The sequence below is a fragment of the Rhodobacteraceae bacterium IMCC1335 genome (assembly GCA_039640495.1).
Taxonomy (GTDB): domain Bacteria; phylum Pseudomonadota; class Alphaproteobacteria; order Rhodobacterales; family Rhodobacteraceae; genus Thalassovivens.
Map to the genome: position 1 here is coordinate 2,328,108 of CP046864.1, position 23,318 is coordinate 2,351,425.

Here is a 23,318-nt window from a genome sequence, read left to right on the forward strand (position 1 = left end):
AGGGGGGCACATTTATTGGGCCACCACGCCCCCCACGGTATGGCGCTTTCGGCTCCGCCAAAGCGGCTCCGCCAAGATGTAGCGAATAAATGGGTTATGCTGGACAATTCGACCGCACGGCGCATAACTGCTGTTACAACTTTAACGACAAAAAAGGATTTCAGATGAAATGGTTCATGGTGATGTTGGTATTGTTGACCATCCCAAGCATAACTCTTGCCGAACAAACGTGGGAATTTGACCCCACAGATAGCTTTCGTATCTGCCACGAACGCGCACTTAAAGAATCGCCACAACCAAGTACTGACAATATTGATTTGACCAGTTGCATCGCAACACAAGAACTCGCCCACCGCACTTCGGCAAGGATTTTGGTAAACTTGCACGGTTTCGAAAACCCGATGCTTGAAAGTCTGATCCCAGCCTGCAATGCCAACAAAAAAGAACCCACAAACTGGGTCTCTGCTTTCGAATGCCTCACCGCACTTCAAGAAGCAGGTGGCTGGGAAGAAGAAATGCCCCACGAAGAAGGAATTAGAGAATTCATTGGCAACCGCGACAATCTTTTGAATATGGGAGTCATGATCTGCATCAAGCACCCCCGTTATGGACGATACGCATCTGCGCCCGCTGGCTCGAATGGGTACATCTTGTTTTTGGGCGCTTGCGTTAATGGATTTGCCAACGCGCTTGAAGAATGGGATTTCTAACGTCAGATCAATCATTCCGCCGCCTCCGCAACATCAATGATGTCTGTCAGCGCCTGACGGGCGGCGCGCATTTCCGCGATAACGTCAGTACGTTCTTTGGCGGTCATCTTTTCAGGATCATCACTTAGATGCGAAAATGCACGGATCAACGCCGCATGTGCTTGACCACTGGCAACCGTGCTTATCGCCGCTAGGCTCTGCAAACATCCAACACGCACCCCTTCACGGCCTGTGCGCTCAAACATCCGATTGGTCAGGGGAAACGCCCCAACGAAATCTTCGACGGCAACAGCCGCATCGACCGTCACACCGATCTGGCCGGAACACATCTTACTGACTGTGCCTTTGAATCCGACACCATACCGGGCTTCCAACACTGCCGCGACGGCCTCAACTCCGCCAGAGCGGCGAACCAAACTATCAAATATCCCGCGTGTTACCGGATCAGCCATTCCTGCGTCCTTTCTTTAAAAGGGCGCGTTGCCCATCAAGGGAAACCTCGTTTCCTTGGCCACAGCCATCAGCCGCGCGATAGTCAGCGCATGGAACAGCTAATTGACCAGAGAAATAAAGAACGCGGCCAATCATGCGGCATCCTCATTTTCAACAGGCGGATGTGCAGCCATGTATTTCCCATTGCGATCAATGGTGCGCAAACTTGGGTTTCTTGCACCAGAACGAACTTGATGAACAAAGCTACGGTCATTCATCGCCCGCTCACCATAAGTGGAAGCGCTAATGCCCATTACACGGCAGTATGTGTCAATTTGAGCTATGAAGTCTTTGGCAAATTCTAACATGCCTGCATCAATGTAGGTTTTTTCCTATATTGTAAATAGGTTTTTAACAATTTGCACAAACCACATTAACGTAGGATATTTCCCACATGGACATAAATGACAAAAGAGCGGCCTACCTAAAGGTCATTTTAGAGGCAAAGGGGTTTAACCCAAGATCGCTTTCGCTGAAGGTTGGTTCAAATCCAACGCTCGTTCGCGACATAATCTTGCGAAACACATATAGCCCAACATCCAAAACATGGGATAAGCTGGCAGAGGTACTAGGCGTCCCGGCTTCAGAGCTGTTAAGTACGCAACCCGAAACAGGAACAATACTTCCAGAAGTCACCTATCTACTGGGGCAACTGGATCCTTCAGTACAAGAACAGATAGTGCCTCAGTTAAAAGGCCTTCTTGCTGCGCAAGAGGCGCAAAAAGAGGAATAAGTGACAACCTCGCAGCGAACAATCGCAGCGAAACTGCAGTAAATTCCTTCAACAATTCATTAAGAGAATCAGTTTTCATATTTCAATCCTACCTTGGATAACGCGGCAATAACATAGGTGCACACATATTTACTCCCGTCTAACGGGCGCTTACCTTATAATGCTATCGTAGGATATTTCCTACTTATTTTATTGACGTAGGTTTTTTCCTACTATATGCCTCCAAATCACACAGGAGGCCAGCAATGACAAAAACCCACACAACAAACCAAAACATCACCGACGCCTTTAACATCATCGGGAACCCACACCCAAGCCAAAGTGCAAGCCTGCGGCTTCTGGCATGGGCCACACTGAAATCAGAACGCGGCCAAACCGTTTGCCAGCGCCGCCTTCAGGCAAAGCCAGCCGCCCAACAGAAGCAGGTGGCCTGATGGCTGACCTCCCACAATTCGCCCGCTTCTGGATGGTTTGTCGCAAGCCAACTGGCCCACATTCCAAAACCGAACCGCGCACTCGCTACTCCACTTTTGACGATGCAATGGGCGCGGCCCAGAAGCTGGCCAAGGAAAACGATGCGCAGTTCCATGTTCTGGAAACCGTCGCCACAGCCCGCCCCACAGACGCGACACAGGGGGCATTGCTATGAAATCGGGCCATGATAGCTCGGATTGCAACTGCACCGATGATCCAAAGATGCCTGCGCATCGGGACCATTGCCCTGTTTGCGAAGCAAGCAAACCTGATCAGGTCAAAAAGGATCGGCCTTGCATCACCTGTCAGACCGTTTTTCGCAGCATCGGCCCGCATCATCGGATGTGCCAGCCTTGCCGTAAGCACTCGCATTATGACGGCGCAGCATGATGGCTGTTCTGGCAACACCAACAACCGGCGACCTGAAACCCGCTGGTAAACTGACCGGGGGCGGACTGCTCGCCGTTCCCGGTTCTTTTCTTTCCATTGCGCGCGGCCCGTTTGCCGTGGCGCTGGCCGGGGCGCGCGCAGCTGCCACCACTCACGATGAAACCACGCGCGCGCCCTCGGATGAAAACCACCAGACATTCCATTGCCCACTCTGGCCAGAATGCAACTACCCCGGCGGAACAATGCGCCCCGAATGCCCCGACCTGAAAAGCCGCACAGGTGTGAAATGAACGCACCAGCCCGCCAACGTTTTGACGACATGCCGCCAGCCACACAGGCAGGCATAATCTGCAACGATGATCGCTTCCAGCGCTTCGCAGCCACACGCAGCGGAATGCCAGATGAACAATTCAGCGCCACAGCCGCCGCAGAATACCTGCGCACCATCTGCCAGATCGACAGCCGCCGCCAACTGAACACCAGCAGCGCCGCACAACACCGCTTCCAAACCCTGCGCACAGAATTCGACGCATGGACCGGCAAAATCGCAACCCCACGTTAGAAAAGGAACCATCCCGTGATGACCCAACACAAACCCCCAGCCGAAATCACAAAGGCCGAACCGCACGACCCATACAAAATGCGCACAATCGAGCAGATTCTTGCCCTGTTCGATGGTGGTGATTTCCTGATCGAAGTGCTTGAAGGCCACAAAACCTTGCAGCTGGATTTGCTAGAACACAAGGCCGAACACGGCACCAAAGGGTGCAACGGCAGCATGACGCTGCAGGTAAACTACGCCCTTGGCAAATCTGGCGATGTTGCCATGGGCGCAAGCGTCAGCTTCAAAGCCCCGAAGAAACCAGCATCCAGCGCAGCGGCGTTCATAAACGATGATGGCGAACTGACACTTTACAGCCCCTTCATGGCCAAGATGCACCAACCCGTTCGCGATGTCAGCGACCACGACCCAGAAACGGGCGAAGTCCGCGACGTAGACTAATCACCCAAAAAACCAAACCTGCCACAAAAGGAAAAATACCATGACAGGCAACACTGACGAAATGACAGCACACCCACTGGCAAACACCGCAGAAACCATGCGCGATGTGATGGAACAGATCGGGGGCACAGAACACATCACCGCGCCCGATAATTTTGACCTGACCAAAGCACACTTAGTAGCCACACCAAGCCACCGTGCAGTTCAAGACCTGACAGACAAACACCGCAGCGCCGCTGAATACCTGAAGCCAGCGCGCCGCAAGGGCACCGCTCGCCTTGACGATCTTCAAAGCATTATCGAATGGTCAAACCGCTTTAAAGGCGAAACGTCTGCGCTGTTTGCAAAACCAGACCTGACAGCCCCCACGCTCACATGCATTGCGGACTACCACGCTGAAGGCCCCGTGGACCAAGCCACTGCAGCAGGTGACCCAACAGCCCGGCACTGCCACCACCGCGCAATCTACAACTTCCCATTGTCGGAAGAATGGAAGGCATGGATGGCAGTTTCTTGCGGCAATAATGGTAAACCGCTTTTGCTGGAAAAAGATGACTTGGGTGAATTCATCGAAGCACAAGCCAAAGACATCATGGATCCGACGCCTGCCGTTATGGAAGGCAAGGAAAGCGACAAGAACCAGAAATGGGAAAACCGTCTTATCCAAACGGCGCAACAGATCGAAGGCCGTTATGGTCAACTGACCCAGTTGCTGGCCATGTCAAAGCAGTTTCAGGTGTTTGAAACCAGCAACCTGCAGGTAAAAACCAACCGTGACACCGGCGAACAGGAAATCCAGTTCCTGAACGAACACAAAGCTGTTGATGGCAAACCACTGAACATACCAAACCTGATCATCATTGCGATTCCAGTGTTCATGGGCGGTGCTCCGTACCGCATGCCAGTGCGTTTCCGTTACAGCAAAATGGGCGGCAGCGTTCGGTTCATCATGTCGATCTACAACCCTGAAAAAGCATTCGAAGCCGCCTTCAAAGAGGCCGTGGAAGAAGCCACTAGCGCAACAGAACTGCCCACATTCATGGGCACACCTGAATCCTAAAACCCTCCCAGTCCCGACATGCGGGGCTGGTCAACATCAAGCAAACCTCCCGAAGGAAGCAACATGAGCGATAAAACATTCAAGTTCGACATTGGACACCGCACAGCCCTCGCAGAAAGCGGCGGCACCGAAGAAGGCCGGATCATAGGCTGTGCGCAATACGAACACAGTGAGGACAATTACTATCTTCGCTACCGCGCCGCCGATGGCCGCTGCGTCGAAGCATGGTGGCCTGAAAGCGCGCTTGCAGCAGCGAACTGACTTCTCTTTCTGGCCCTTGGAAACAGGGGCCAGCGACGGAAACCAGAAAGGCACACCATGAGCAAGATTGAATGGACCGAAGACACATGGAACCCGATTGTCGGATGCTCAATCGTTAGCCCCGGCTTCCACGCATGGGATGCCAATCCTTGGGTCGATGTCACAAAGTTCGAGGTTTTGCATCAGAACATCGAACAGGCTGCAGCTAAATAATCATGGCAGCAACTCGGTTCACAAAGGCAGAAATCACACGGGCTGTAGAGGCCGCAAAAGCTTGTGATCTGGTAATTTCTGCCGTTGAAATCGGCCCCGATGGAACTATCAAAATCTGCTTCCCAGTAGACGTAACCGAAAAAAAGCGTAAAGGTCAGGAACCGAAACAATGGTAAGCGATGTGCGCAAGAACTACCCCGGCCTAACGGTTGAAACATTGAAATCAGGAAAACAACGCATTCGGGTGCGCGTCGAAGGTCACCCAAATCGCAAAATTCGCCTGCATATCGGGATCGATCACCCAAAGTTTTCAGAACACTATTGGAACGCCCGCGCAGGCGTGGAACTCGAATATGAGCCAGAAACAACAGCTGTGCGCCAATCGATCCAATGGTTGACTGACAAGTATCTTCTACACTTGGAACGCATGGTGGAAGCTGGGCAAGCTGCTGCTGCAACACTACGGCAACGCAAAAGCCTTCTGACCCGTCTATGCCAACACAAAACAGATGATGGCGATGAATATGGGGAAATGAGCATGAATGCACCATCATCTGCCTTTGTGAAGGTCAGGGATGCGCGTGCAGCAACGCCAGCCGAAGCTGACAATATGATGAAAGCAGCCCGATCAATGTATCACTGGGCCTGCGATGCTGGACATGCAGAATTGAATCCGCTGGTTGGGATAAAGAAGATCCACCGAAGCCAAGGCGGCGCAACACCATGGACATCTGAAGACCTACGCAAGTTCAAAGAGGCGCACCCAGTAGGAACCATGGCTCATCTCGCACTGACCCTACACATGTTCACTGCCGCCAGATCGAACGATGCAATTTGGCTGGGTCGCAAACAAGAATTTGAAAGCCACGGCACCCGATGGCTAGGATGGCAACCAAAGAAGCGTGGTGCAGCCTTTGTTGAAATTCCAACAGCGACACCATTGCGCGAAGCCATCGCAGCAGTGGCCAGAATTGGTGATTCCTATATTCTAAATGAGCATGGGAATTCCTTCAACAACGCCGACAGCTATCGCAACTGGTTCAGAAAACGCTGTGATGAAGCTGGATTACAGGGCAGATCATCGCATGGCGTCAGGAAAGCCTTGGCCGAACTACTTGCAGAAGAAGGCTGCAGCGAACATCAAATCATGGCGGTGCTGTCTCACACACAGCCCAGCACGTCTGCAATTTACACAAAAGGCGCAGAACGCCGCGCAATGGCAGCAGAGGCGATGCGCTCGATTCGAGGGTTTTCTTGGTAATGTGGACCACGCGCAATTTCAATGCGGTCCACAATCAAGAATAATTCAACAATATCAACAGGTTATTTTTGATATGGTGCCCCCACACGGACTCGAACCGCGGACCTACTGATTACAAATCAGTTGCTCTACCAGCTGAGCTATAGGGGCAAATGATATTAGCTCGTACTGGACATAGCAGTTAATCCGGCGCTGCCCGAGCCATTGTCACCCTAACAGCGTGGTTAATAGTAAGAAAACGGTTTCGCAAGCCCCAAAATGTGCCTTTTTAAAGCAAAATTATTTTTTTCCACCTTCAACGCCAAATTCCGCTTTCACGACATGGCTGGAAATAAGATTCACACCGTTCATGCCATTTTCATGCAAAACCGTGTAATGATGGCTCGTGTTGAGACTGAAGCATCAGGCGTATTTAAAGAATTTGAAATCCGAGGTTTTTGCATTCTAGAACCTGGGTACTCTAGACAAACTATTTGTTAGTTTCTATTTTTGCTTTACTCACCACTTTACCTTTTTGGACCTAATCAAAGGACCTCAAGTGGAAAACGTTTATGAATGTCTTGCGGCTAGCCTCATTTTCAGAAGATGGCATTGGAGGAAACCCAGCAGGAGTTTGTATCTTAAATGAACTACCAAGCGTTTCAAATATGCAAGCTTGCGCGAAAGAGGTTGGTTTTTCCGAAACAGCATTTGCTTGCCCTGTTGGCCAAAAATGGAGGGTGCGATATTTTTCTCCTGAGAATGAAGTTCCATTCTGCGGCCATGCAACAATTGCTTTAGGAGTTGCTCTTGCAATGAAAAAAGGTGATGGGTTGTTTTCACTACAGCTGAACGATGCTGCCATAACAGTGGAAGGGCATTCTATCGGAGATCAATTCCAAGCAGCTCTGCAATCACCACCTACAAAAAATAAAGAGCCGGAGGATAGTGTTCTTCAAAGCGCACTTGATCTATTCGGTTTTTCAAAAGATGATCTTAACCCACAATTACGGCCACAACTTATTTTTGCAGGCGCAGATCATTTGGCTATTACACTGGCTAATCGTGATAAATTAGCATCTATGAAATATGATCTGAATAAAGGCAAAACGCTGATGCTGCGCGAAGGTTGGACTACAATCATGTTGGCATATTCAGAAACCGTACAGCTATTCCATTCTCGAAATCCATTCGCGTCAGGGGGTGTTTATGAAGACCCTGCAACCGGAGCTGCAACTGCCGCATATGCAGGATATTTAAACGATATCAACTGGCCGCATAATCGGAGAGTGGAATTTATACAAGGAGAAGATATGGGAGCAAAATCAAAGCTTATAGCTGAAGTTTCTACTCAAAAAGGAGCATCAATTAAAATATCTGGGCAAGTAAGAAAGCTCTAGAATGGTTCTTCTCACTGCCTTGATGATCTAAGCAAACTATTTGTTAGTTTCCATCAATGCCTCACCAACCACTTTAACCAATCGCGCTTGATGTCGCATATGCTCTCGCTGGACTTCGTTAATCGTTACGAGCTTACCAGACAGCATGCCAAAATAAAGGGTGCCAAGAAGGTCTACCAGCTGCCCCTTGCTCTTCGCTCTGTAAACGGATTTTCCTTTGTCAAAAAGAACCAATTGGCTATAATCAGATTGAAAAACAGTTTAGAAATTGGAGGTCTACGCTGGCTTTAAAGGCAAAACCTTATACCCTTCATGGCCGAAGAAAACTTGCGATCATTCAGATTGCAGAGAGCGGTGCTTCAGACGCAGAAATCCAAGCTATCACAAACCAATCAATTGAAACGGTTGCCTATTACAGAAAGATGGCGAACCGCAAAGTGCTTTCGCGAAATGCCTTCAAACGGAAAAACTAAAATTTCAATAACACTGAAGCCTTGGAAAATTATAGGAATGAAAACAGAACAAGAACAGAACGAGACATTGTGAGTAGCATTGTGAGTAAACTACTTTTTTCTGTTTATCCCAAAATGAGAAAATCGTGTAAGTCATTGATTTTGCTGGTACCCAAGGCCGGACTCGAACCGGCACGCCCGTTAAGGCGGGGGATTTTGAATCCCCTGCGTCTACCATTCCGCCACTTGGGCCCAATCAGCTTTTTATGCGAGGGCGTAAAAAACCCCAGGAAACGCAAAACAAGCCCGTCAGGTTTCGTTTTGAAACTCCCCATCTTTAGATGGCGCCTATTTGATCGAACCAATTCGAACCGATGGTAGCTGTGAGGCTCGAATCTTGATGCTTCGATATCGAAGTTTCCACCTAGCGTAAACCCAGAAGTTCATTTACCATCGACATCGTGCGTATATTTCCGGTAATCCATTAGGACAGACACCCAATGCGATTAATTACTGCCCTTCTCACCGCGTTGCTGATTGCACCTTTGTCAGCCTATTTCGCTTATGAAAATCACGCGCGGCTCAAGGCGATTTTTGAGCCTGAAAAACAAGATATCATTTCCATGATTAGTTTGAAAAACGCATGTTCAGTTCCAGATACAGCGTTTCAAGTGAGTGATTTGACCACCGGGCGCACCGTGCCATTCTCAAACGGAAAAGCGCGCCTTATGACCAAACAGGATAACCCAATCCAGCTGCAATTAAATTCAAAATATAAGGCAGTTTGGATTGACCTTCCAAGCCAAAAAGCAACTTCGACTATGGTTATGGAATTTGACTGCTCCGACTCGCAACGAATGCAAGATACGTTCAAATCCCTAAATGAAAGCCTTGGTGATTAGCGTTTTACCGCGACTGTCTGAGAGCTAGACCTGAAACACGTCATCGCCATGTCAGGAACGTTTTCCCTTTTGCATTCTAAAAAAGAGCTAAAATATCGCTGAAAAGCGGAACCTCGCGGCGCAAAACGCTTCCCTATGCCCTTGCTCTAACGTTTTTATAATACCAAACTAGGCGCAGATTAAGTGCAGAGAATAAGCTCTAATTAAACGAGGTTCGGGCAAATATGAAATTAAGAAAACTTGGCAAGTTTGGCCCTGATATCTCGCCAATAGGGATCGGTGCGATGTCATTCAGTAATTTTTATGGCACCACCACGGAAACCCAGTCGCATCGCATTCTTTACGCCGCGCTCGAGCAAGGTATTAGCCATATCGATACCGCGAATGTCTATGGAATGGGGGTATCGGAAGCAGCAATTGGAAACTTCTTGACACAAAACAAAGCGTCGGCAGCGGGCAAGTTCACACTTGCCACAAAAGCGGGCATTCGCCGCGATTCCGAAACGGGCAATAATTTTTTTGACAACAGCGCAAAGCATTTGACAGAAGAATTAGATAAAAGCTTACAGCGGCTGAAGGTCGAAACAATCGACCTATTCTACGTTCATCGGCGCGATGCAAATCGCCCAATAGAAGAGGTGACGCAAACACTGGCCGGCTTCATTAAAGCTGGAAAAATTCGATCTTTTGGATTTTCAGAAATCGCGCCCAGTTCTTTGAAAAAAGCGTCAGAAATTCATCATGTTGCTGCGGTTCAATCTGAATATTCCTTATCAGTTCGCAGCCCCGAACTTGGGTTGGTTCAAGCCACCAAACACTTGGGAACGGCGCTTATTGCCTTTTCTCCTTTGGGGCGATCCTTGTTAACCGACCGCCCTCACACAACGCAGAAGATCGCAAAAATGGGGTTTTTGAAAAGCAATCCGCGCTTTATTGAGCCAAATTTAAGTGCGAATATTGAAGCAACCGCAAAGTTTCGCGCATTGGCTGCAGAGATGGGCACATCGGCGGCGGCCCTATCAATTGCTTGGTTGCTGCATCAAAGCGAGCATATTATTGCCATCCCTGGCACGCGCTCTGTGCCGCATTTCTTGGAACATTGCGCGGGCGCACGTCTTAACTTGTCAAAAGAGGATATTGCACAAATCGAAAGCATATTGCCTGTGGGCTGGGCCCATGGCGATCGATATTCCCAGCAGCAATGGATTGGCCCCGAGCGGTATTGCTGATAGCTTGATCAGACATGCGCCGCCGTGCGTAGATGAAACTTGGGAAGATTGTCATATGAAAACTTATAGTGCGGAAACTCGTCCTAGCAAAAAAGCCTCATCCAATTGGTTTTCAGGAACCGTCTGGCAAGACCCTATCATCGAAGCCCCGGCCCCGGCCCGGGTGCATGCGCTCAAGGTTGCGTTTGAACCCGGCGCGCGAACGGCCTGGCACACGCATCCTTTGGGGCAAACGCTCCATGTCCTTTCAGGTGTTGGGTTGGTTCAACTGCGTGGCCAAGCCGCGCAACAAATAACGGCCGGCGATACGGTTTGGATAGACCCGGGCGAAGAGCATTGGCACGGCGCGATGCCTACGCATGCGATGACCCATATTGCCATTCAAGAACGCTTGGATGGAACAATGGCAGATTGGCTGAATAAACTTACAGATGAAGAATACGAGCAAAGCGTTGCCACGCTGCAGGCGACAAGTCACGCGCGCAGCCAGCACCAAAGCCACACAGCGAATTAACTAAAGTGCACTTACAGTCCATCCTTAACCGATCGGCGAACAGCGCTCGATAGCTGCCTTGATCGCGCTTAAGCAAAGCCTTCTACGACAGTAACCGTGGCCTCAGAGGCTTGCAACCGAATAGCCTTCACCGGTTGATACGCCTCACTGCTTAAAAAAGCCAAGGCTGCATCTCGATTGGGAAAGCGTATCACGACCAAACGCGATGGCGACCATAGATCGGCCTGCGCCACGTCAAGACGCCCTCCTCTTACGATATATTCACCGCCAAATTCTTCGACGATTGGTTTTGCGAGCCGTTTATAGGCTTCATATTTCTCTGGATCATGGATTTTTGTGTCAGCGATCAAATAAGCCTGTGACATATCAGTGACCCCTTATGCTTGAGCGCGTTCATATATACGCATCGCGACCTGGCTTTCCATCATAAAATAAGAGGTGATGCCGCTTTATTTATAACCGCATAGCTTGTTTTGCGCCAGAATAGACTCATAACTTAAATCTGATCCGCGATAAGTTAACGGGCAGTTTTGACATGTATCAATCATCAAAGACTTTAAGGGGTTGCTCGGGCTTGTTGACAAGTTGGAAATTTCTTTATTTTCTTGCATCTGCGACAAGCACCCGCTTAAAACTTTAAAAATGCATATTATACAAAGCATAATATATGATGATCTAGGCAAGATAGAACAACCTTCTCCTTTGAAGCAGTAGATCGCTTACTTTTAATTAGTATCAATATGATATATAAATGAAAAATAAAAATGACAATCCTATTTATTAAAATTTAAAAACAAACTTTCTGCCTTACGGCATGGCGCTAGCCCTTGGTGATTACTCAGAAAGTTAAAACAGCGCGTAAAATAAAAAGTAGCAGGACTGATCCAAAAGCCTTATCCCAATATATATCAAGCAACCGACAGGAGCGTGAACAAGTTATGCTGGTTCCTATTATAGAATTGGCAAGCAGCGAAACACAAACTCCAGCTCATATTGCCGCTTTGGCTCTGGGCCATATCAGCGGATGCGCGGTTCAGTTTTCTCAACCCGAAAATAGTTGGGGATTTGCGCGTTTTGCAAAAAGCCAACGTAAATATTTTTTTATTGAACTGCCCCAGCGCAGTGATCGCAGCAAATTTCTTCCGCTATTAAAATCCGCAGAGCAGGAAGATCAATTTTTCACGCTGGATGCAAACCACACCTATATTAGCTTTCGCCTTTATGAAAACCTGAATGCGGTTGAGTTTTATGGCTGGCATCGCCCAGCGGCCAAACAGCGCCTGGCTTCAGCCGTAGAGAGCGCTTTAAAACCGCATCTTGCCAAGCATGAGCTGAATAAAATGGCAGTTTTAGTTGGGGTGCTAAAAAGCTTGGCCAAAGCCGCTAAACCCTAAAGCCACCCCCGCCTTCAGGGGGGGGGGCGGCGTTTTAAGCTAGAGCCTCGCCACGCAACTTGACCAATCTGTAAGAACGTGCTGAATGCGATCAGAAATAATAGGTCAATGCAGATGCTAAGGACACTTTACAATTGGACGATGGGTTTAGCAAAACATCCAAAAGCCGTTTTGGTTTTGGCGTTTATCGCCTTTATCGAAAGCTCGATTTTTCCAATCCCTCCCGATGTCATGTTGATCCCGATGATTATTGCTACGCCCAAGCGGGCATTCTTTTTAGCCGCGGTCACGATGGTAAGCTCTGTGCTCGGAGGTTTGTTCGGATATATGCTTGGCGCGTTTGCATTTGAACAAATTGCCCAGCCAATCTTGTTGTCTATGGGCAAGGCCGACGCAATCGCCGCCTATGCCGAGCGTTTCAATGATACGGGATTTTGGGCCGTTTTGGGCGCCGGTGTCACGCCATTTCCGTTCAAAGTGATTACAATCATGTCAGGCGCGAGCGCAATGCCCTTGGGCCTTTTTATAAGCACGGCAATTCTGGCTAGGACTCTTCGTTTTTTTACGGTTGCGCTTTTGTTGCGAGTATATGGAGAGCCCATCCGCAATTTCATTGAACGGTATTTGGGCTGGACATTTCTGGCGTTTCTATGCCTTTTGGCGTTAGGATTTTGGGGAACAAAATGGATGTAACCGCGAGCCGCTTGGCGCTTTTGGCCGGCACCGGATCATTGGTCATTTTACTGGCCGCCTTTGGGTTTCAATATATTGGCGAGCTTGCCCCCTGCAAGTTGTGCCTTTGGCAAAGATATCCGCATGGTCTGGCAATCGTTTTGGCCGTGCTCTTTGCGCGAGTGAAACACCGCTTACTGCTTTGGCTTGGCGGCGTTGCATCGCTAAGCACGGCAGCAATTGCTGCCTATCATAGCGGTATTGAACAAAAATGGTGGCAGGGACCAGATACCTGCACCTCCGGCTCTATTGACGGGCTCAGCACGGAACAGCTTATGGCGCAAATTATGGCCGCGCCAATCATCCGTTGCGATGAAATTGCCTGGAGCTTTTTGAGCCTATCAATGGCCAGCTGGAACCTAATTGCATCGCTGCTTCTTGCCGCTCTTTGGTTTTATGCATGGCGGATTTGGCCCAGACAAGACATTTCAGCTTCGATATACTCATAAGTAACTGCTGCGTTGCAGCTTGTATTTCGCCATTTTTTCATTCAACGTGCGCCGCGGCAGGCTAAGCTCTTCCATCACTTTTGACACCGAGCCTCGATGCCGCCGCATCGTGTTGTCGATCAGCATTTTTTCAAACGCCTCAACATATTCTTTCAGCGGCTTTCCCTCAGTGGTTACCACGCTCGAGGCATCCTCATTTTCATCCAGCAAAAGCGCCGAAATATTCCCCTCGCCAGAGCGCCATTGCAAAACCGCCTGCTCTGCAACATTGATCAATTGACGAACATTTCCTGGCCAGGGCGCCTGTAAAATCTGCGCCGCTTCCTGAGGCTTCAAACCGCGAATTTCGCTGCCATACTCATCGGCGAAATCACAACAAAATTGGTTAAACATCAACAAGATGTCATCTCCGCGCTGGCGCAGGGGCGGCAAGGTCATTTGCAGCGCATCAAATCTGTAAAACAGGTCTTTGCGCAAACAATCCCGAAGGCTCTGCCCGACGGCTTGAAGATTGCTAATCGCGATAATCTTAACGTCAGCTGGATCACCTTGTTTGTTAAGAAAGTTCAACAATTGGGATTGTGCCACCGCGCCCAAAACGTGAAAGTCTTCCAAAATCAAGCTGCCTCCCCGCGCCAATTCGACCGCTGGCAAAAAATCATCCTCGGGCAAGATCGGCCCAAAAAGGCGCCGCGCAAGGCTGGCCTCATCAAAAGCGCTGCAGGACATCAAGATGCAGGCTTTGCCCGCCCTGTTGCCGACCGCGTGCAATGCATGCGCGACGAGCGTTTTACCCGTTCCCGTTTCGCCCGAAATCAAAACAGGCCCATCCGACAGACCGAAATCCAAAATATCTTCGCGCAGCTTGTTCATCGGTTTTGATTTGCCAATGAGTTTTTTTGATAATTGCGCGGTATCCGAAAGCTCGCGGCGCAATTGACGATTGTCGAGGGTCACGCGACGGCTTGCACTGGCTTTTTTCGCCAATGCGCTCAACCTCTGAGGGTCAAACGGTTTTTCTAAAAAATCAAACGCCCCCAACCGCATGGCCTCAACCGCCATCGGAACATCGCCATGCCCGGTGATCATAATCACCGGCAGACTGCTATCTTGAGCCAGCAATTTTTTTAAAAATTGCATCCCATCAATCTCTGGCATTTTTAGGTCTGTGATTACGATACCGGGGTAATTGGCATCAATCTGCTTTAATGCATCGCGCGCGCTTGCATAGGTTTGCGCATCATATCCCGCCAAAGCCAGCCATTGCCCGATCGACTCGCGCATATCAACTTCGTCATCCACGATCGCGATTTTCATTGCCTGTCCCATATTCTCACTCTGCCGCTTCGGCACCGGAAATATCAACCGTATTTTTAGTGAAGGCGGGCATTGTGATCTCGAACACGGCCCCCCCCGCAGCCGCGTTTCGGGCCGTTAGCCTACCATCCAACTCGGACAGAATCCCAGATGAGATAGCTAAGCCCAAACCAACCCCATCACCAGCAGGTTTTGTTGTGTGAAACGGCTCAAATAACGTGTCAAGATCGCTTAGGCCAATGCCGTTATCCCGTACGGTCAAAACAATATCGTCACTGCTGGTAATAGATACTACGATCTCTGGATTTTCTGACGCCTTCACCGCGTCGATCGCATTTCGCAAAAGATTGATCAACACCTGTTCGATGCGCAATCGATCCGCCATCACTACCGCGCTTTCTTTTGGCAGTATTTTGGCTAGCGCAACTTTCGAGTGGCTCAACTGAGGCTCCATGATGGCCAAGGCAGATCCCAAAGCCTCAACCATATCCACCGGCTGCAACTTTTCACCGCCTTTGCGCGCATAACTTTTAAGTTGTGTGGTGATTGCCCCCATGCGTTCGATCAAACCATCAATACGCCCAAGCGCCGCCAAGGCTTCCTCCGGGCGCTTGCGCTTCAATAAAAGCGAGGCTCCAGCCAGATATGTTTTCATCGCCGCAAGCGGTTGATTAAGCTCATGGCTCACAGCAGCCGACATTTCCCCCAAAGCCGCAAGCTTTGAATGCTGGGCCAAGGATTGTTCGGCCACCGCCAGCGTTTCTTGAATTTTTTTGCGTTCCAACACCTCCCAATGCAATTGCTGGTTTAACAGCTTTAGCTCTTCGGATTCTTTTTGAAACGATATTAAGCGGCCGGCCATACGCCGATTGATTAGATAAAATAAGATCGCAAAAAATAACGCGAAACTCATCGTTTCTAATGCCAGCCAGCCATTCACTTTTTCGCGCACCCCGGAATAGGCGGTAAAGGAGATGACGCGCCAATCCTGAAAAGGGATCTTACTCTCCATGCGTAGTACCGCCGCGCCTTTCAGATAGGTATCTGCCGCCACGCTCGTCCAATCACTGGTGACGCGCATCGCCCGCTCAATCGCGTTTTTTGGTGGCTCGCGCATCAAAGCGGCGGCGATATTGATCCCGCGCCAACGTGGCTCGGTCGCAAGTAAAATCTGCCCTTGCGCATCAGCAACCAATACGGTGTCGGAAATACCGCGCCAAGCTTGCTCAAATTTTTGTAAGTCTACTTCTACCGCGATGACACCAATCGGCTGATCATAAGAAAGTATCCGCCGCGCGTAAAAAAACCGGGTCTGGCCAGATGGCGACTGCACAAGGGTAAACGCAGTTCGAGGAGAACTCATCGCTGCGGTAAAATAACTTTGCGCCTGATGCGACAAGCCGATGACCTCGCCATGCGTAGAGGCCACAACCCGGCCTTGCAAATCGGCCAAAACAAGTGAAACCGCGCCAATTTCCTCGACAAAGCCAGAAAACCGCGCCGTGATATCAGAAAAATCAGAGGCGCGTAACGCCCAGATCACCTCGGAATCCTGCGCGAGAATTTGCGGCAAAATCGAAGCGCGCTGCAATTCGCTCATCACGTTACTGCCATAAAGCGCCAAGCGAAGTTCGGCCTGATTGCGCATCGACAACGTAAAACGATCCGTCAGCACGCGGTTGGTCAGCCATAACGTTGCCGCTGCAAAGGCCAATAACGCCAGCACCACCAACCGAACTTGCCAGCTTGGTCGGCGCGCTCGGGTTTTGGCGGTTTTTGAAGATTTTAAAGAATCAGTAAAGAATTGCGCCATCTTGCATGCAAGTTAACCTAAATTCTTCGCTCTGTCAGGCGCTTGCAAGCTGGTTAATACATCCTTGAAACATAGCCTGCCCATCGATGCCACCATGCGCCGGCTCAACCGCACGCTCTGGATGCGGCATCAACCCCAGAACCCGTTTGTTTTTAGACAGAACACCGGCAATATCACTTGCCGAACCATTGGGGTTAGATTGATAAGTAAAGGCGATCCGATCCTGGTCCTGAAGCCGCTTTACGCCCTCTGCATCAAGCCGGTAATTGCCATCATGATGCGCAATCGGCAAAGAAATCACCTGACCTTGCTGATAACCCGAGGTGAAACTGCTGGCCGTTGATTGGACTTTGAGATCAACGTCTTTACAAAGAAACTTTAAGTGCGAATTACGGATTAGCGCGCCCGGCAACAGGCCGGTTTCTGTTAGCACTTGAAATCCATTACATACGCCCAAAACAAAGCCACCGCGCTGCGCATGTGCGATGACTGATTGACAAATCGGTGATTTTGCCGCGATCGCGCCGCAACGAAGATAATCGCCAAAAGAAAAGCCGCCTGGGATCGCAACCAGATCAATCCGCTCGGGCAAACTGGCCTCTTTATGCCACACCATCGCGACTTCAAAGCCTGCTGCCCGGAACGCAACGGCCATATCGCGATCGCAATTGGATCCAGGAAAAACGACAACCGTCACTTTCATGGTAGAATCTCGACTGTGTAGCTTTCGATGACCGTATTGGCCAAAAGCTTTTCGCACATGTCCGTCACAGCGCTTTTTGCGGCAGCTTCCTCCATATCGGCAAGCTCTAAATCGATCACTTTGCCCTGCCGCACTTGCTCTACCCCGTCAAAACCCAATGTCCCTAACGCGTGCTGAACCGCATCGCCCTGTGGATCAAGAACGCCGGCTTTCAGCATTACAAGTACTCTGGCTTTCATCGCATTTTCTTTCTTTCATCACGCTTAAAAAGGCGCCTAATTGATTAAGGTAGGTTTGGTGATATTGGTTGCGTTTTTCGGCAGAACACCGAGCCTGCGCGCTACCTCTGTGTAGGCATCGGTTAGGCTGCCCAAATCGCGGCGAAACACGTCTTTATCCAGTTTTTGCCCGGTTTCAAAATCCCATAAACGGCAACTGTCCGGGCTAATTTCATCAGCAATCACCAAGCGTTGGAAATCGCCATCATAGACGCGGCCAATCTCGATTTTAAAATCCGCCAAACGGATCCCAACCCCCAGCATAATCCCCGAAATAAAGTCATTCACCCGCAGCGCCAGCGATAGAATATCATCCATATCCTGTTGCGAGGCCCACCCAAAGGCTGCGATATGTTCCTCGGTGACCAGTGGGTCGCCCAGCGCATCATCTTTGTAGCAATATTCAACGATCGGGCGCGGCAAGCGCGCACCTTCTTCCAGCCCCAAACGCTTGCAAATACTGCCCGCAGCAAAATTTCGGACAATCACCTCGAGCGGAATTATTTCGCAATTGCGCACCAATTGCTCACGCATGTTCAACCGCTTGATGAAATGGGTTGGCACCCCTATCTCGTTCAGCCCTGCCATGAAAAACTCTGACAGGCGGTTGTTCAGAACACCTTTGCCGTCGATCACATCTTTCTTCTCTGCGTTATAAGCGGTCGCATCATCCTTAAAATATTGCACTAACGTGCCCGGTTCGGGACCTTCATAAAGAATTTTCGCTTTGCCTTCATAGATTTTCACACGGCGCGCCATCGGCTCTCTTTCCTAAGGAATCTGTCTGCAGGGTTGACCTCCCTTAAATCATGCAGCCAAGAGCCGCAAGCGCCGCGCAGATTGCATAAGCTTTTGATCGGATTATTCGCTTAAGATAGACCAATTTTTTCATGTTTATCATGAAAATTATGGCCTTGTACGCAAAGCGCCCGGGTGCCATCGGTCTTTCAATGCACCTAAAAAAGCAATGGCCAAAAAATGAATACTCCCTTTGAAAAAATGTTATCCGAACGGCCCTGGATTTTGGCGGATGGCGCAACCGGTACAAATCTCTTTAATATGGGGCTTCTGTCCGGCGATGCGCCAGAATTATGGAATGAACAACATCCCGAGCGTATCAGAAAACTCTATCAATTGGCCGTTGACGCCGGCAGTGATCTATTTCTGACCAACAGCTTTGGGGGCAACGCCTCCCGCCTCAAATTACACGACCAGGCCCATCGCGCGTTCCACCTTTCTAAAATTTCCGCAGAGATTGGGCGCGATGTTGCAGATAAATCAGAGCGAGACATTATTGTTGCAGGGTCGGTTGGTCCAACGGGTGATATTATGCAACCCGTGGGACCACTTAGCCATTCTGATGCCGTAGAAATTTTTCACGAACAAGCCGAGGGATTGAAAGCAGGTGGCGCCGATATACTTTGGCTGGAAACGATCTCAGCGCCGGAAGAATATCGCGCCGCGGCTGAGGCCTTTGCACGCGCCGAAATGGCGTGGTGCGGCACAATGAGCTTTGACACTGCGGGGCGCACAATGATGGGCGTCACCTCAACCGCTTTTGTTAAGCTTGCCAGTGGCTTGCCCAACCCTCCGCTTGGATTTGGGGCAAATTGCGGCACGGGCGCGGCGGATCTTTTACGTACGCTGCAAGGCTTGGCAGCGCATTCGCCCGCACAAGCATTGATCGCCAAAGGCAATGCCGGAATTCCAAAATATGTCGACGGTCATATTCACTATGACGGAACCCCAGAACTTATGGCCGATTATGCTGTGATGGCGCGTGACAGCGGGGCGACAATAATCGGTGGGTGCTGCGGGACCATGCCAGAACATCTCTCGGCGATGCGCAAAGCGCTTGAAACGCGGCCCAGCGCAGACAAGCCAAGCCATCAAGACATCACAAAGGCTTTGGGGGCGTTTTCTTCTGAAACGGATGGCACAGGACCGGGCAGCGCTCCACCGACACGGGTGCGGCACGGGCGGCGTAAATAAACACCCCGCACCGCCACCCCAAAAGCCTTTAAAATTGGCAGCAAAGCTGCCGCTATAAACGGTTATTAACGCCGCATTTTGAAAAGGATTGCATGGTATTGGCGAAATTCACCTGCGCTTCATCTCCATGAAAGCTCAAGAAAAATAAGGTTTGACGCGCCAACCTGAAGCCTTTTTTAAAGCCCAATTTGTTTGCCAAACCGCTAGAAATTTTCAACGCAACAGACAAGCGCAAACGCATAGAAACGGCTTAATTCATAAAAAATATGCAAAATTTGAGCATCGCTTTTTTAATTATCCTTCGCTAAGTCGGCTTTACGACGATTGGTGTCGTAAACCGGAAAGTCTAAAACATAGGTTTCCGCAAAAGGTGACACAAAAAGAGCAACCGAGCGCTTGGATCATGTAACGAAGGATGTTGCGAATGGCCGATCAAGAAGATGAAATTATCCTCTCAGAATTGGATGATGAAGAACTCGTTCAACAGATGTTTGACGACCTGTATGATGGGTTGAAAGAGGAAATAGAAGAGGCTGTGCATATCCTGCTTGAGCGCAAGTGGGAGCCATATCGCGTTCTGACAGAAGCCTTGGTGGGCGGGATGACAATCGTTGGGCAAGATTTCCGCGATGGCATCTTATTTGTGCCCGAAGTGCTCTTGGCGGCAAACGCGATGAAAGGCGGTATGAGCATATTAAAACCTTTGCTGGCGGAAACCGGTGCCCCGCGCGTTGGCAAAATGGTCATTGGCACCGTCAAAGGCGATATCCATGACATTGGAAAAAACCTTGTATCGATGATGATGGAAGGGGCCGGCTTTGAAGTTGTAGATCTTGGGATCAACAATCCTGTTGAAAACTACTTAGAGGCGCTCGACACCGAACAGCCAGATATTCTGGGTATGTCAGCATTGTTAACCACCACAATGCCCTACATGAAAGTGGTGATCGACACTTTAATCGAACAGGGCCGGCGCGACGATTACGTTGTGCTAGTGGGCGGTGCCCCCTTAAACGAAGAGTTTGGCCGCGCGATTGGCGCAGATGCCTATTGTAGGGATGCCGCGGTTGCCGTGGAAACTGCGAAAGAGTTCATGGCCCGCAAGCATAACCGATTGGCCGGTTAACCTTATACCTTAACGTGCCGCGAAACGCGGCACGCGTGTTTGACGAAGCTGAACCAAAAGCGAGCTCGGCGTGGAAAAAGCTGTGGAAACGCCCAATGACCAAGACTTGGCCTTGCATGGAATGAACGCCAAGCAAGGCGGAAAAATCCTGCTGTTGGCCTGCGGGGCGTTGGCCCGCGAAATCTTGGATATTCTGACAATCAACAACTGGCTGCATATTGATCTGCAATGCCTGCCCGCAATCTTTCACAACCATCCTGAAAAGATAACGCCTGCCATAGAAGCAGCGATTGGCAAGTATAAACAAGGCTATGAAAAAATCTTTGTGGTCTATGCAGATTGCGGCACCGGGGGCGCTTTGCAGCGCTTATGCGCCTCGCAGGGCGTTGAAATGCTGGAAGGCCCACATTGCTATTCGTTTTTCGAGGGCAATCGTCAGTTTGCCGAGCGCGATGAATTTACAGCGTTTTATTTGACTGATTTTTTGGTGCGCCAATTCGATGCCTTCATCTGGAAGCCGCTTGGACTTGAGCAGCACCCCGAATTGTTAACGACTTATTTTGGAAATTATACAACTTTGGTCTACCAAGCACAGACCGATGATGCCCAATTAACCCAGCTTGCTCACGCCCATGCCCAACGCATGGGCCTGGCCTTTGAGCGCCGCTTTACCGGCTATGGTGACTTGCAAACGGGTTTACAAGCTCAAGCTTGACGCGCCTGCCCGGCCACCAAACGAATGCGGTCTATCATTGCTCTTACCCCGTTTGAGCGCTGCGACGACAAATGCTCATCCAAGCCCAGCCGCGCCAATTGACCCGCAGCGTCGATCGCCAGCACCTCGTCTAAACTGAGATGATTGTACAAACGCCGCAGGACCGCAATAAGCCCGCGTACAATCACAGCATCACTATCGCCCTCAAAAGAAAAAAGATTGCCCTCGATTTTTGGATGAAGCCAAACTTGGCTGGCGCATCCATCAACTTTTGTGGCCGGTACTTTTAAAGCATCATTCAGGGGGGGCATGGCTTTTCCCTGTTCGATCACATATCGGTAGCGATCTTCCCAATCTTCTAAGAACTCAAAATCCTCAACAATTTCCTCAAAGGACGGGTTCGCCATAAAAAGTCCAATTCTCTATTTTCACACCACAAGCACGCGCCGAAGGGGTACAAAATCAACCAGCCAAGAACAACGCGGCACGACGCCTCAGGACAGCACCGGAATGGTCTTCACCATACTGCCATCTGCCACCAATGCAATTTCGCCCTGACAGAGCTTTAGCGCCTCATCGCCAAACACATCTAACCGCCACCCTTTAAGAGAGGCCACATCGCGCCGCCCCATTGCCAGAGCATCCAATTCAGAGGTGGCCGCGATCAATTTGGCCGCCACACCGATATTTTCGGCTTTCGCCTTTAACAAAACCCTCAGCAAATCCGCGAGCGCGGGATTGGTTTGTGCCTGCGTATCCTGCGCGGGCGCAGCCGGCAGGTCTTCTTTTGGCAAGGCCAAAGCCGCATTGATTGCCTTCAATATGCCCGATGCTATATCGCCTTTACGCGCCTCTCTCAGCAATAAGCGCGCACGGCCCAACTCTTCCATAGATGTGGGCTTGGTAGAGGCCAATTCGATCAGAGCATCATCCTTAAACACCCTGCTGCGGGGCACATTGCGCGTCTGCGCATAATCTTCACGGAAATCAGCAAGGGCTTGCACCACGGCAATCACCCGCGGTGAGCTGGTGCGGGTTTTCACCCGCCGCCAAGCCTCTGAGGGGCGCACATGATAAGTTTCTGGATTGGTCAGAATTTGCAATTCTTCCTCAACCCATGGGCCACGTCCGGTTTTTTCGATTTTTGCGCGCAAAAACTCGTAAACCTGCCGCAAATGGGTGACATCGGCCAACGCATAGCTTTTTTGGGCTTCGCTTAAGGGGCGGCGTGACCAATCCGTAAAACGAGAGCTCTTATCAATCGTGTTTTTGGTGATTTTGCGCACCAAGGTTTCATATCCGACCTGCTCGCCAAACCCACAGACCATCGCGGCCACTTGCGTGTCAAAAAGCGGTTTTGGCAAGACGCCCGCATCCACGCAAAAAATCTCTAGATCCTGGCGCGCCGCGTGAAACACTTTGACCACCGTTTCATCTTCAAACAAAGCGTAAAGCGCATCAAGCTTAAGCCCTTGCGCCAAAGGATCCACCAAGACAGCGTGATCATCGCTTTTGCTCGGCAGCGCCATTTGGATCAAACAGAGCTTGGAATAATAGGTGCGCTCGCGCAAAAATTCGGTATCAATTGTGACGTAGTCAAAAGCTTTGGCCGCTTCGCAAAACGCTATCAACTCATCGGTTTTGGTAATTGTTTTCATCTGTTAATATTCTTATTTTCGGCTCTGCCCCGCGCAATCTAGACCAGTCTGGGCAGAATAGAAAGGCT

General features: G+C 50.0%; 30 protein-coding genes and 2 tRNA genes. 20 read left to right on the forward strand and 12 right to left on the reverse strand.

Annotated features, from left to right (window positions below):
• The first annotated feature begins 89 nt into the window (after positions 1 to 89).
• The gene (locus GN241_11135) at positions 90 to 710 is read left to right on the forward strand and encodes a hypothetical protein (GenBank protein ID XAT57865.1); all 621 of its coding nucleotides are present in this window, start codon (positions 90 to 92) and stop codon (positions 708 to 710) included.
• A gap of 11 nt (positions 711 to 721) precedes the next feature.
• Here GN241_11135 and GN241_11140 read toward each other — a convergent pair whose 3' ends face one another.
• Positions 722 to 1,162, reverse strand: a complete 441-nt coding sequence (locus GN241_11140; GenBank protein ID XAT57866.1) for a hypothetical protein — start codon at positions 1,160 to 1,162, stop codon at positions 722 to 724.
• Positions 1,163 to 1,294: 132 nt separating this feature from the next.
• Complete coding sequence (locus tag GN241_11145) at positions 1,295 to 1,510, reverse strand: hypothetical protein (GenBank protein ID XAT57867.1); 216 nt, start codon at positions 1,508 to 1,510, stop codon at positions 1,295 to 1,297.
• 86 nt (positions 1,511 to 1,596) lie between these two features.
• On the opposite strand from GN241_11145, the gene GN241_11150 reads away from it, so the two are divergent.
• The 9 genes from GN241_11150 to GN241_11190 all read left to right on the forward strand — a co-directional run bounded on the left by GN241_11150 (position 1,597) and on the right by GN241_11190 (position 6,597).
• The gene (locus GN241_11150) at positions 1,597 to 1,935 is read left to right on the forward strand and encodes a hypothetical protein (protein XAT57868.1); all 339 of its coding nucleotides are present in this window, start codon (positions 1,597 to 1,599) and stop codon (positions 1,933 to 1,935) included.
• A gap of 343 nt (positions 1,936 to 2,278) precedes the next feature.
• On the forward strand, positions 2,279 to 2,584 hold the full coding sequence (locus GN241_11155) for a hypothetical protein (protein ID XAT57869.1): 306 nt from the start codon (positions 2,279 to 2,281) through the stop codon (positions 2,582 to 2,584).
• 214 nt (positions 2,585 to 2,798) lie between these two features.
• Entirely contained in the window at positions 2,799 to 3,089 is a 291-nt protein-coding gene (locus tag GN241_11160; protein ID XAT57870.1) for a hypothetical protein, read from the forward strand.
• Positions 3,086 to 3,361 carry a hypothetical protein gene (locus tag GN241_11165; GenBank protein XAT57871.1) on the forward strand — a complete coding sequence of 92 codons (276 nt, stop codon included), beginning with the start codon at positions 3,086 to 3,088 and terminating at the stop codon, positions 3,359 to 3,361. Before GN241_11160 ends, GN241_11165 begins: the two co-directional genes overlap by 4 nt.
• Before the next feature lie 18 nt (positions 3,362 to 3,379).
• Entirely contained in the window at positions 3,380 to 3,802 is a 423-nt protein-coding gene (locus GN241_11170) for a hypothetical protein (GenBank protein XAT57872.1), read from the forward strand.
• A 40-nt stretch (positions 3,803 to 3,842) separates the two neighbouring features.
• Positions 3,843 to 4,862: a DUF2303 family protein gene (locus GN241_11175; protein ID XAT57873.1), complete on the forward strand. Its 1,020-nt coding sequence runs from the start codon at positions 3,843 to 3,845 to the stop codon at positions 4,860 to 4,862.
• A 63-nt stretch (positions 4,863 to 4,925) separates the two neighbouring features.
• Positions 4,926 to 5,123, forward strand: a complete 198-nt coding sequence (locus GN241_11180; protein ID XAT57874.1) for a hypothetical protein — start codon at positions 4,926 to 4,928, stop codon at positions 5,121 to 5,123.
• A 57-nt stretch (positions 5,124 to 5,180) separates the two neighbouring features.
• Positions 5,181 to 5,336 (forward strand): DUF5131 family protein, encoded by a 156-nt coding sequence (locus GN241_11185; protein XAT57875.1) that lies wholly within the window; start codon positions 5,181 to 5,183, stop codon positions 5,334 to 5,336.
• A gap of 373 nt (positions 5,337 to 5,709) precedes the next feature.
• On the forward strand, positions 5,710 to 6,597 hold the full coding sequence (locus GN241_11190; GenBank protein ID XAT59265.1) for a tyrosine-type recombinase/integrase: 888 nt from the start codon (positions 5,710 to 5,712) through the stop codon (positions 6,595 to 6,597).
• Between the two features lie 74 nt (positions 6,598 to 6,671).
• Here GN241_11190 and GN241_11195 read toward each other — a convergent pair.
• Positions 6,672 to 6,747: transfer RNA gene (locus GN241_11195), tRNA-Thr, on the reverse strand.
• Between the two features lie 401 nt (positions 6,748 to 7,148).
• Between GN241_11195 and GN241_11200 the strand changes: the two genes are divergently transcribed.
• Positions 7,149 to 7,976 (forward strand): PhzF family phenazine biosynthesis isomerase, encoded by an 828-nt coding sequence (locus tag GN241_11200; GenBank protein ID XAT57876.1) that lies wholly within the window; start codon positions 7,149 to 7,151, stop codon positions 7,974 to 7,976.
• A 618-nt stretch (positions 7,977 to 8,594) separates the two neighbouring features.
• Here the strand turns inward: GN241_11200 and GN241_11205 are convergent.
• Positions 8,595 to 8,680: transfer RNA gene (locus tag GN241_11205), tRNA-Leu, on the reverse strand.
• Positions 8,681 to 8,928: 248 nt separating this feature from the next.
• On the opposite strand from GN241_11205, the gene GN241_11210 reads away from it, so the two are divergent.
• From GN241_11210 to GN241_11220, 3 genes are all read left to right on the forward strand, one after another.
• The gene (locus tag GN241_11210; protein ID XAT57877.1) at positions 8,929 to 9,330 is read left to right on the forward strand and encodes a hypothetical protein; all 402 of its coding nucleotides are present in this window, start codon (positions 8,929 to 8,931) and stop codon (positions 9,328 to 9,330) included.
• Positions 9,331 to 9,554: 224 nt separating this feature from the next.
• A complete protein-coding gene (locus tag GN241_11215; GenBank protein ID XAT57878.1) occupies positions 9,555 to 10,559 on the forward strand; it encodes an aldo/keto reductase in 1,005 nt (334 codons plus the stop codon).
• 55 nt (positions 10,560 to 10,614) lie between these two features.
• Positions 10,615 to 11,073 (forward strand): cupin domain-containing protein, encoded by a 459-nt coding sequence (locus GN241_11220; protein ID XAT57879.1) that lies wholly within the window; start codon positions 10,615 to 10,617, stop codon positions 11,071 to 11,073.
• 68 nt (positions 11,074 to 11,141) lie between these two features.
• Here the strand turns inward: GN241_11220 and GN241_11225 are convergent, their stop codons facing one another.
• Positions 11,142 to 11,438: a DUF1330 domain-containing protein gene (locus GN241_11225; GenBank protein XAT57880.1), complete on the reverse strand. Its 297-nt coding sequence runs from the start codon at positions 11,436 to 11,438 to the stop codon at positions 11,142 to 11,144.
• 573 nt (positions 11,439 to 12,011) lie between these two features.
• Between GN241_11225 and GN241_11230 the strand changes: the two genes are divergently transcribed.
• The 3 genes from GN241_11230 (at position 12,012) to GN241_11240 (ending at position 13,648) form a co-directional block, all read left to right on the forward strand.
• Positions 12,012 to 12,467 carry a hypothetical protein gene (locus GN241_11230; GenBank protein ID XAT57881.1) on the forward strand — a complete coding sequence of 152 codons (456 nt, stop codon included), beginning with the start codon at positions 12,012 to 12,014 and terminating at the stop codon, positions 12,465 to 12,467.
• 114 nt (positions 12,468 to 12,581) lie between these two features.
• Positions 12,582 to 13,160 carry a DedA family protein gene (locus GN241_11235; protein XAT57882.1) on the forward strand — a complete coding sequence of 193 codons (579 nt, stop codon included), beginning with the start codon at positions 12,582 to 12,584 and terminating at the stop codon, positions 13,158 to 13,160.
• Positions 13,151 to 13,648 carry a disulfide bond formation protein B gene (locus GN241_11240; protein ID XAT57883.1) on the forward strand — a complete coding sequence of 166 codons (498 nt, stop codon included), beginning with the start codon at positions 13,151 to 13,153 and terminating at the stop codon, positions 13,646 to 13,648. Before GN241_11235 ends, GN241_11240 begins: the two co-directional genes overlap by 10 nt.
• On the opposite strand, the gene GN241_11245 is transcribed toward GN241_11240, so the two are convergent.
• The 5 genes from GN241_11245 to GN241_11265 are packed head-to-tail and all read right to left on the reverse strand — an operon-like array spanning position 13,643 to position 18,518.
• Entirely contained in the window at positions 13,643 to 14,977 is a 1,335-nt protein-coding gene (locus GN241_11245) for a response regulator (protein XAT57884.1), read from the reverse strand. The genes GN241_11240 and GN241_11245 overlap by 6 nt on opposite strands.
• 4 nt (positions 14,978 to 14,981) lie before the next feature.
• Complete coding sequence (locus GN241_11250; GenBank protein ID XAT57885.1) at positions 14,982 to 16,778, reverse strand: sensor histidine kinase; 1,797 nt, start codon at positions 16,776 to 16,778, stop codon at positions 14,982 to 14,984.
• A gap of 34 nt (positions 16,779 to 16,812) precedes the next feature.
• Positions 16,813 to 17,481: a phosphoribosylformylglycinamidine synthase subunit PurQ gene (gene purQ / locus GN241_11255; protein ID XAT57886.1), complete on the reverse strand. Its 669-nt coding sequence runs from the start codon at positions 17,479 to 17,481 to the stop codon at positions 16,813 to 16,815.
• Positions 17,478 to 17,720 (reverse strand): phosphoribosylformylglycinamidine synthase subunit PurS, encoded by a 243-nt coding sequence (gene purS / locus GN241_11260; protein XAT57887.1) that lies wholly within the window; start codon positions 17,718 to 17,720, stop codon positions 17,478 to 17,480. The genes purQ and purS overlap by 4 nt, the downstream gene beginning before the upstream one ends.
• A gap of 36 nt (positions 17,721 to 17,756) precedes the next feature.
• A complete protein-coding gene (locus GN241_11265) occupies positions 17,757 to 18,518 on the reverse strand; it encodes a phosphoribosylaminoimidazolesuccinocarboxamide synthase (protein XAT57888.1) in 762 nt (253 codons plus the stop codon).
• A gap of 219 nt (positions 18,519 to 18,737) precedes the next feature.
• Here GN241_11265 and bmt point away from each other — a divergent pair, with 219 nt between their 5' ends.
• The 3 genes from bmt to GN241_11280 all read left to right on the forward strand — a co-directional run bounded on the left by bmt (position 18,738) and on the right by GN241_11280 (position 21,592).
• On the forward strand, positions 18,738 to 19,751 hold the full coding sequence (gene bmt / locus GN241_11270) for a betaine--homocysteine S-methyltransferase (protein XAT57889.1): 1,014 nt from the start codon (positions 18,738 to 18,740) through the stop codon (positions 19,749 to 19,751).
• Positions 19,752 to 20,175: 424 nt separating this feature from the next.
• Positions 20,176 to 20,877, forward strand: a complete 702-nt coding sequence (locus GN241_11275) for a cobalamin-binding protein (GenBank protein XAT57890.1) — start codon at positions 20,176 to 20,178, stop codon at positions 20,875 to 20,877.
• Positions 20,878 to 20,998: 121 nt separating this feature from the next.
• Positions 20,999 to 21,592, forward strand: a complete 594-nt coding sequence (locus GN241_11280) for a DUF1638 domain-containing protein (protein ID XAT59266.1) — start codon at positions 20,999 to 21,001, stop codon at positions 21,590 to 21,592.
• Here the strand turns inward: GN241_11280 and GN241_11285 are convergent.
• Positions 21,583 to 21,999: a cysteine desulfuration protein SufE gene (locus tag GN241_11285; protein ID XAT57891.1), complete on the reverse strand. Its 417-nt coding sequence runs from the start codon at positions 21,997 to 21,999 to the stop codon at positions 21,583 to 21,585. The two genes, GN241_11280 and GN241_11285, sit on opposite strands and share 10 nt — an antisense overlap.
• An 87-nt stretch (positions 22,000 to 22,086) precedes the next feature.
• The gene (rnd, locus tag GN241_11290; GenBank protein ID XAT57892.1) at positions 22,087 to 23,250 is read right to left on the reverse strand and encodes a ribonuclease D; all 1,164 of its coding nucleotides are present in this window, start codon (positions 23,248 to 23,250) and stop codon (positions 22,087 to 22,089) included.
• Positions 23,251 to 23,318: the final 68 nt, after the last annotated feature.

What these genes read in the sequence shown, in the direction of transcription:
- GN241_11135 (XAT57865.1), top strand. Translation starts at nt 90, where the DNA reads ATGGGTTATGCTGGACAATTCGACCGCACGGCGCATAACTGCTGTTAC.
- GN241_11180 (XAT57874.1), top strand. Translation starts at nt 4,926, where the DNA reads ATGAGCGATAAAACATTCAAGTTCGACATTGGACACCGCACAGCCCTC.
- GN241_11230 (XAT57881.1), top strand. Translation starts at nt 12,012, where the DNA reads ATGCTGGTTCCTATTATAGAATTGGCAAGCAGCGAAACACAAACTCCA.
- GN241_11220 (XAT57879.1), top strand. Translation starts at nt 10,615, where the DNA reads ATGAAAACTTATAGTGCGGAAACTCGTCCTAGCAAAAAAGCCTCATCC.
- bmt (XAT57889.1), top strand. Translation starts at nt 18,738, where the DNA reads ATGAATACTCCCTTTGAAAAAATGTTATCCGAACGGCCCTGGATTTTG.
- GN241_11280 (XAT59266.1), top strand. Translation starts at nt 20,999, where the DNA reads ATGAACGCCAAGCAAGGCGGAAAAATCCTGCTGTTGGCCTGCGGGGCG.
- GN241_11210 (XAT57877.1), top strand. Translation starts at nt 8,929, where the DNA reads ATGCGATTAATTACTGCCCTTCTCACCGCGTTGCTGATTGCACCTTTG.
- purS (XAT57887.1), bottom strand. Translation starts at nt 17,720, where the DNA reads ATGAAAGCCAGAGTACTTGTAATGCTGAAAGCCGGCGTTCTTGATCCA.
- GN241_11240 (XAT57883.1), top strand. Translation starts at nt 13,151, where the DNA reads ATGGATGTAACCGCGAGCCGCTTGGCGCTTTTGGCCGGCACCGGATCA.
- GN241_11165 (XAT57871.1), top strand. Translation starts at nt 3,086, where the DNA reads ATGAACGCACCAGCCCGCCAACGTTTTGACGACATGCCGCCAGCCACA.
- GN241_11235 (XAT57882.1), top strand. Translation starts at nt 12,582, where the DNA reads ATGCTAAGGACACTTTACAATTGGACGATGGGTTTAGCAAAACATCCA.
- GN241_11140 (XAT57866.1), bottom strand. Translation starts at nt 1,162, where the DNA reads ATGGCTGATCCGGTAACACGCGGGATATTTGATAGTTTGGTTCGCCGC.
- GN241_11170 (XAT57872.1), top strand. Translation starts at nt 3,380, where the DNA reads ATGACCCAACACAAACCCCCAGCCGAAATCACAAAGGCCGAACCGCAC.
- GN241_11250 (XAT57885.1), bottom strand. Translation starts at nt 16,778, where the DNA reads ATGGCGCAATTCTTTACTGATTCTTTAAAATCTTCAAAAACCGCCAAA.
- GN241_11265 (XAT57888.1), bottom strand. Translation starts at nt 18,518, where the DNA reads ATGGCGCGCCGTGTGAAAATCTATGAAGGCAAAGCGAAAATTCTTTAT.
- GN241_11245 (XAT57884.1), bottom strand. Translation starts at nt 14,977, where the DNA reads ATGGGACAGGCAATGAAAATCGCGATCGTGGATGACGAAGTTGATATG.
- GN241_11200 (XAT57876.1), top strand. Translation starts at nt 7,149, where the DNA reads ATGAATGTCTTGCGGCTAGCCTCATTTTCAGAAGATGGCATTGGAGGA.
- GN241_11145 (XAT57867.1), bottom strand. Translation starts at nt 1,510, where the DNA reads ATGTTAGAATTTGCCAAAGACTTCATAGCTCAAATTGACACATACTGC.
- purQ (XAT57886.1), bottom strand. Translation starts at nt 17,481, where the DNA reads ATGAAAGTGACGGTTGTCGTTTTTCCTGGATCCAATTGCGATCGCGAT.
- GN241_11175 (XAT57873.1), top strand. Translation starts at nt 3,843, where the DNA reads ATGACAGGCAACACTGACGAAATGACAGCACACCCACTGGCAAACACC.
- GN241_11160 (XAT57870.1), top strand. Translation starts at nt 2,799, where the DNA reads ATGGCTGTTCTGGCAACACCAACAACCGGCGACCTGAAACCCGCTGGT.
- rnd (XAT57892.1), bottom strand. Translation starts at nt 23,250, where the DNA reads ATGAAAACAATTACCAAAACCGATGAGTTGATAGCGTTTTGCGAAGCG.
- GN241_11275 (XAT57890.1), top strand. Translation starts at nt 20,176, where the DNA reads ATGGCCGATCAAGAAGATGAAATTATCCTCTCAGAATTGGATGATGAA.
- GN241_11150 (XAT57868.1), top strand. Translation starts at nt 1,597, where the DNA reads ATGGACATAAATGACAAAAGAGCGGCCTACCTAAAGGTCATTTTAGAG.
- GN241_11185 (XAT57875.1), top strand. Translation starts at nt 5,181, where the DNA reads ATGAGCAAGATTGAATGGACCGAAGACACATGGAACCCGATTGTCGGA.
- GN241_11225 (XAT57880.1), bottom strand. Translation starts at nt 11,438, where the DNA reads ATGTCACAGGCTTATTTGATCGCTGACACAAAAATCCATGATCCAGAG.
- GN241_11155 (XAT57869.1), top strand. Translation starts at nt 2,279, where the DNA reads ATGGGCCACACTGAAATCAGAACGCGGCCAAACCGTTTGCCAGCGCCG.
- GN241_11215 (XAT57878.1), top strand. Translation starts at nt 9,555, where the DNA reads ATGAAATTAAGAAAACTTGGCAAGTTTGGCCCTGATATCTCGCCAATA.
- GN241_11285 (XAT57891.1), bottom strand. Translation starts at nt 21,999, where the DNA reads ATGGCGAACCCGTCCTTTGAGGAAATTGTTGAGGATTTTGAGTTCTTA.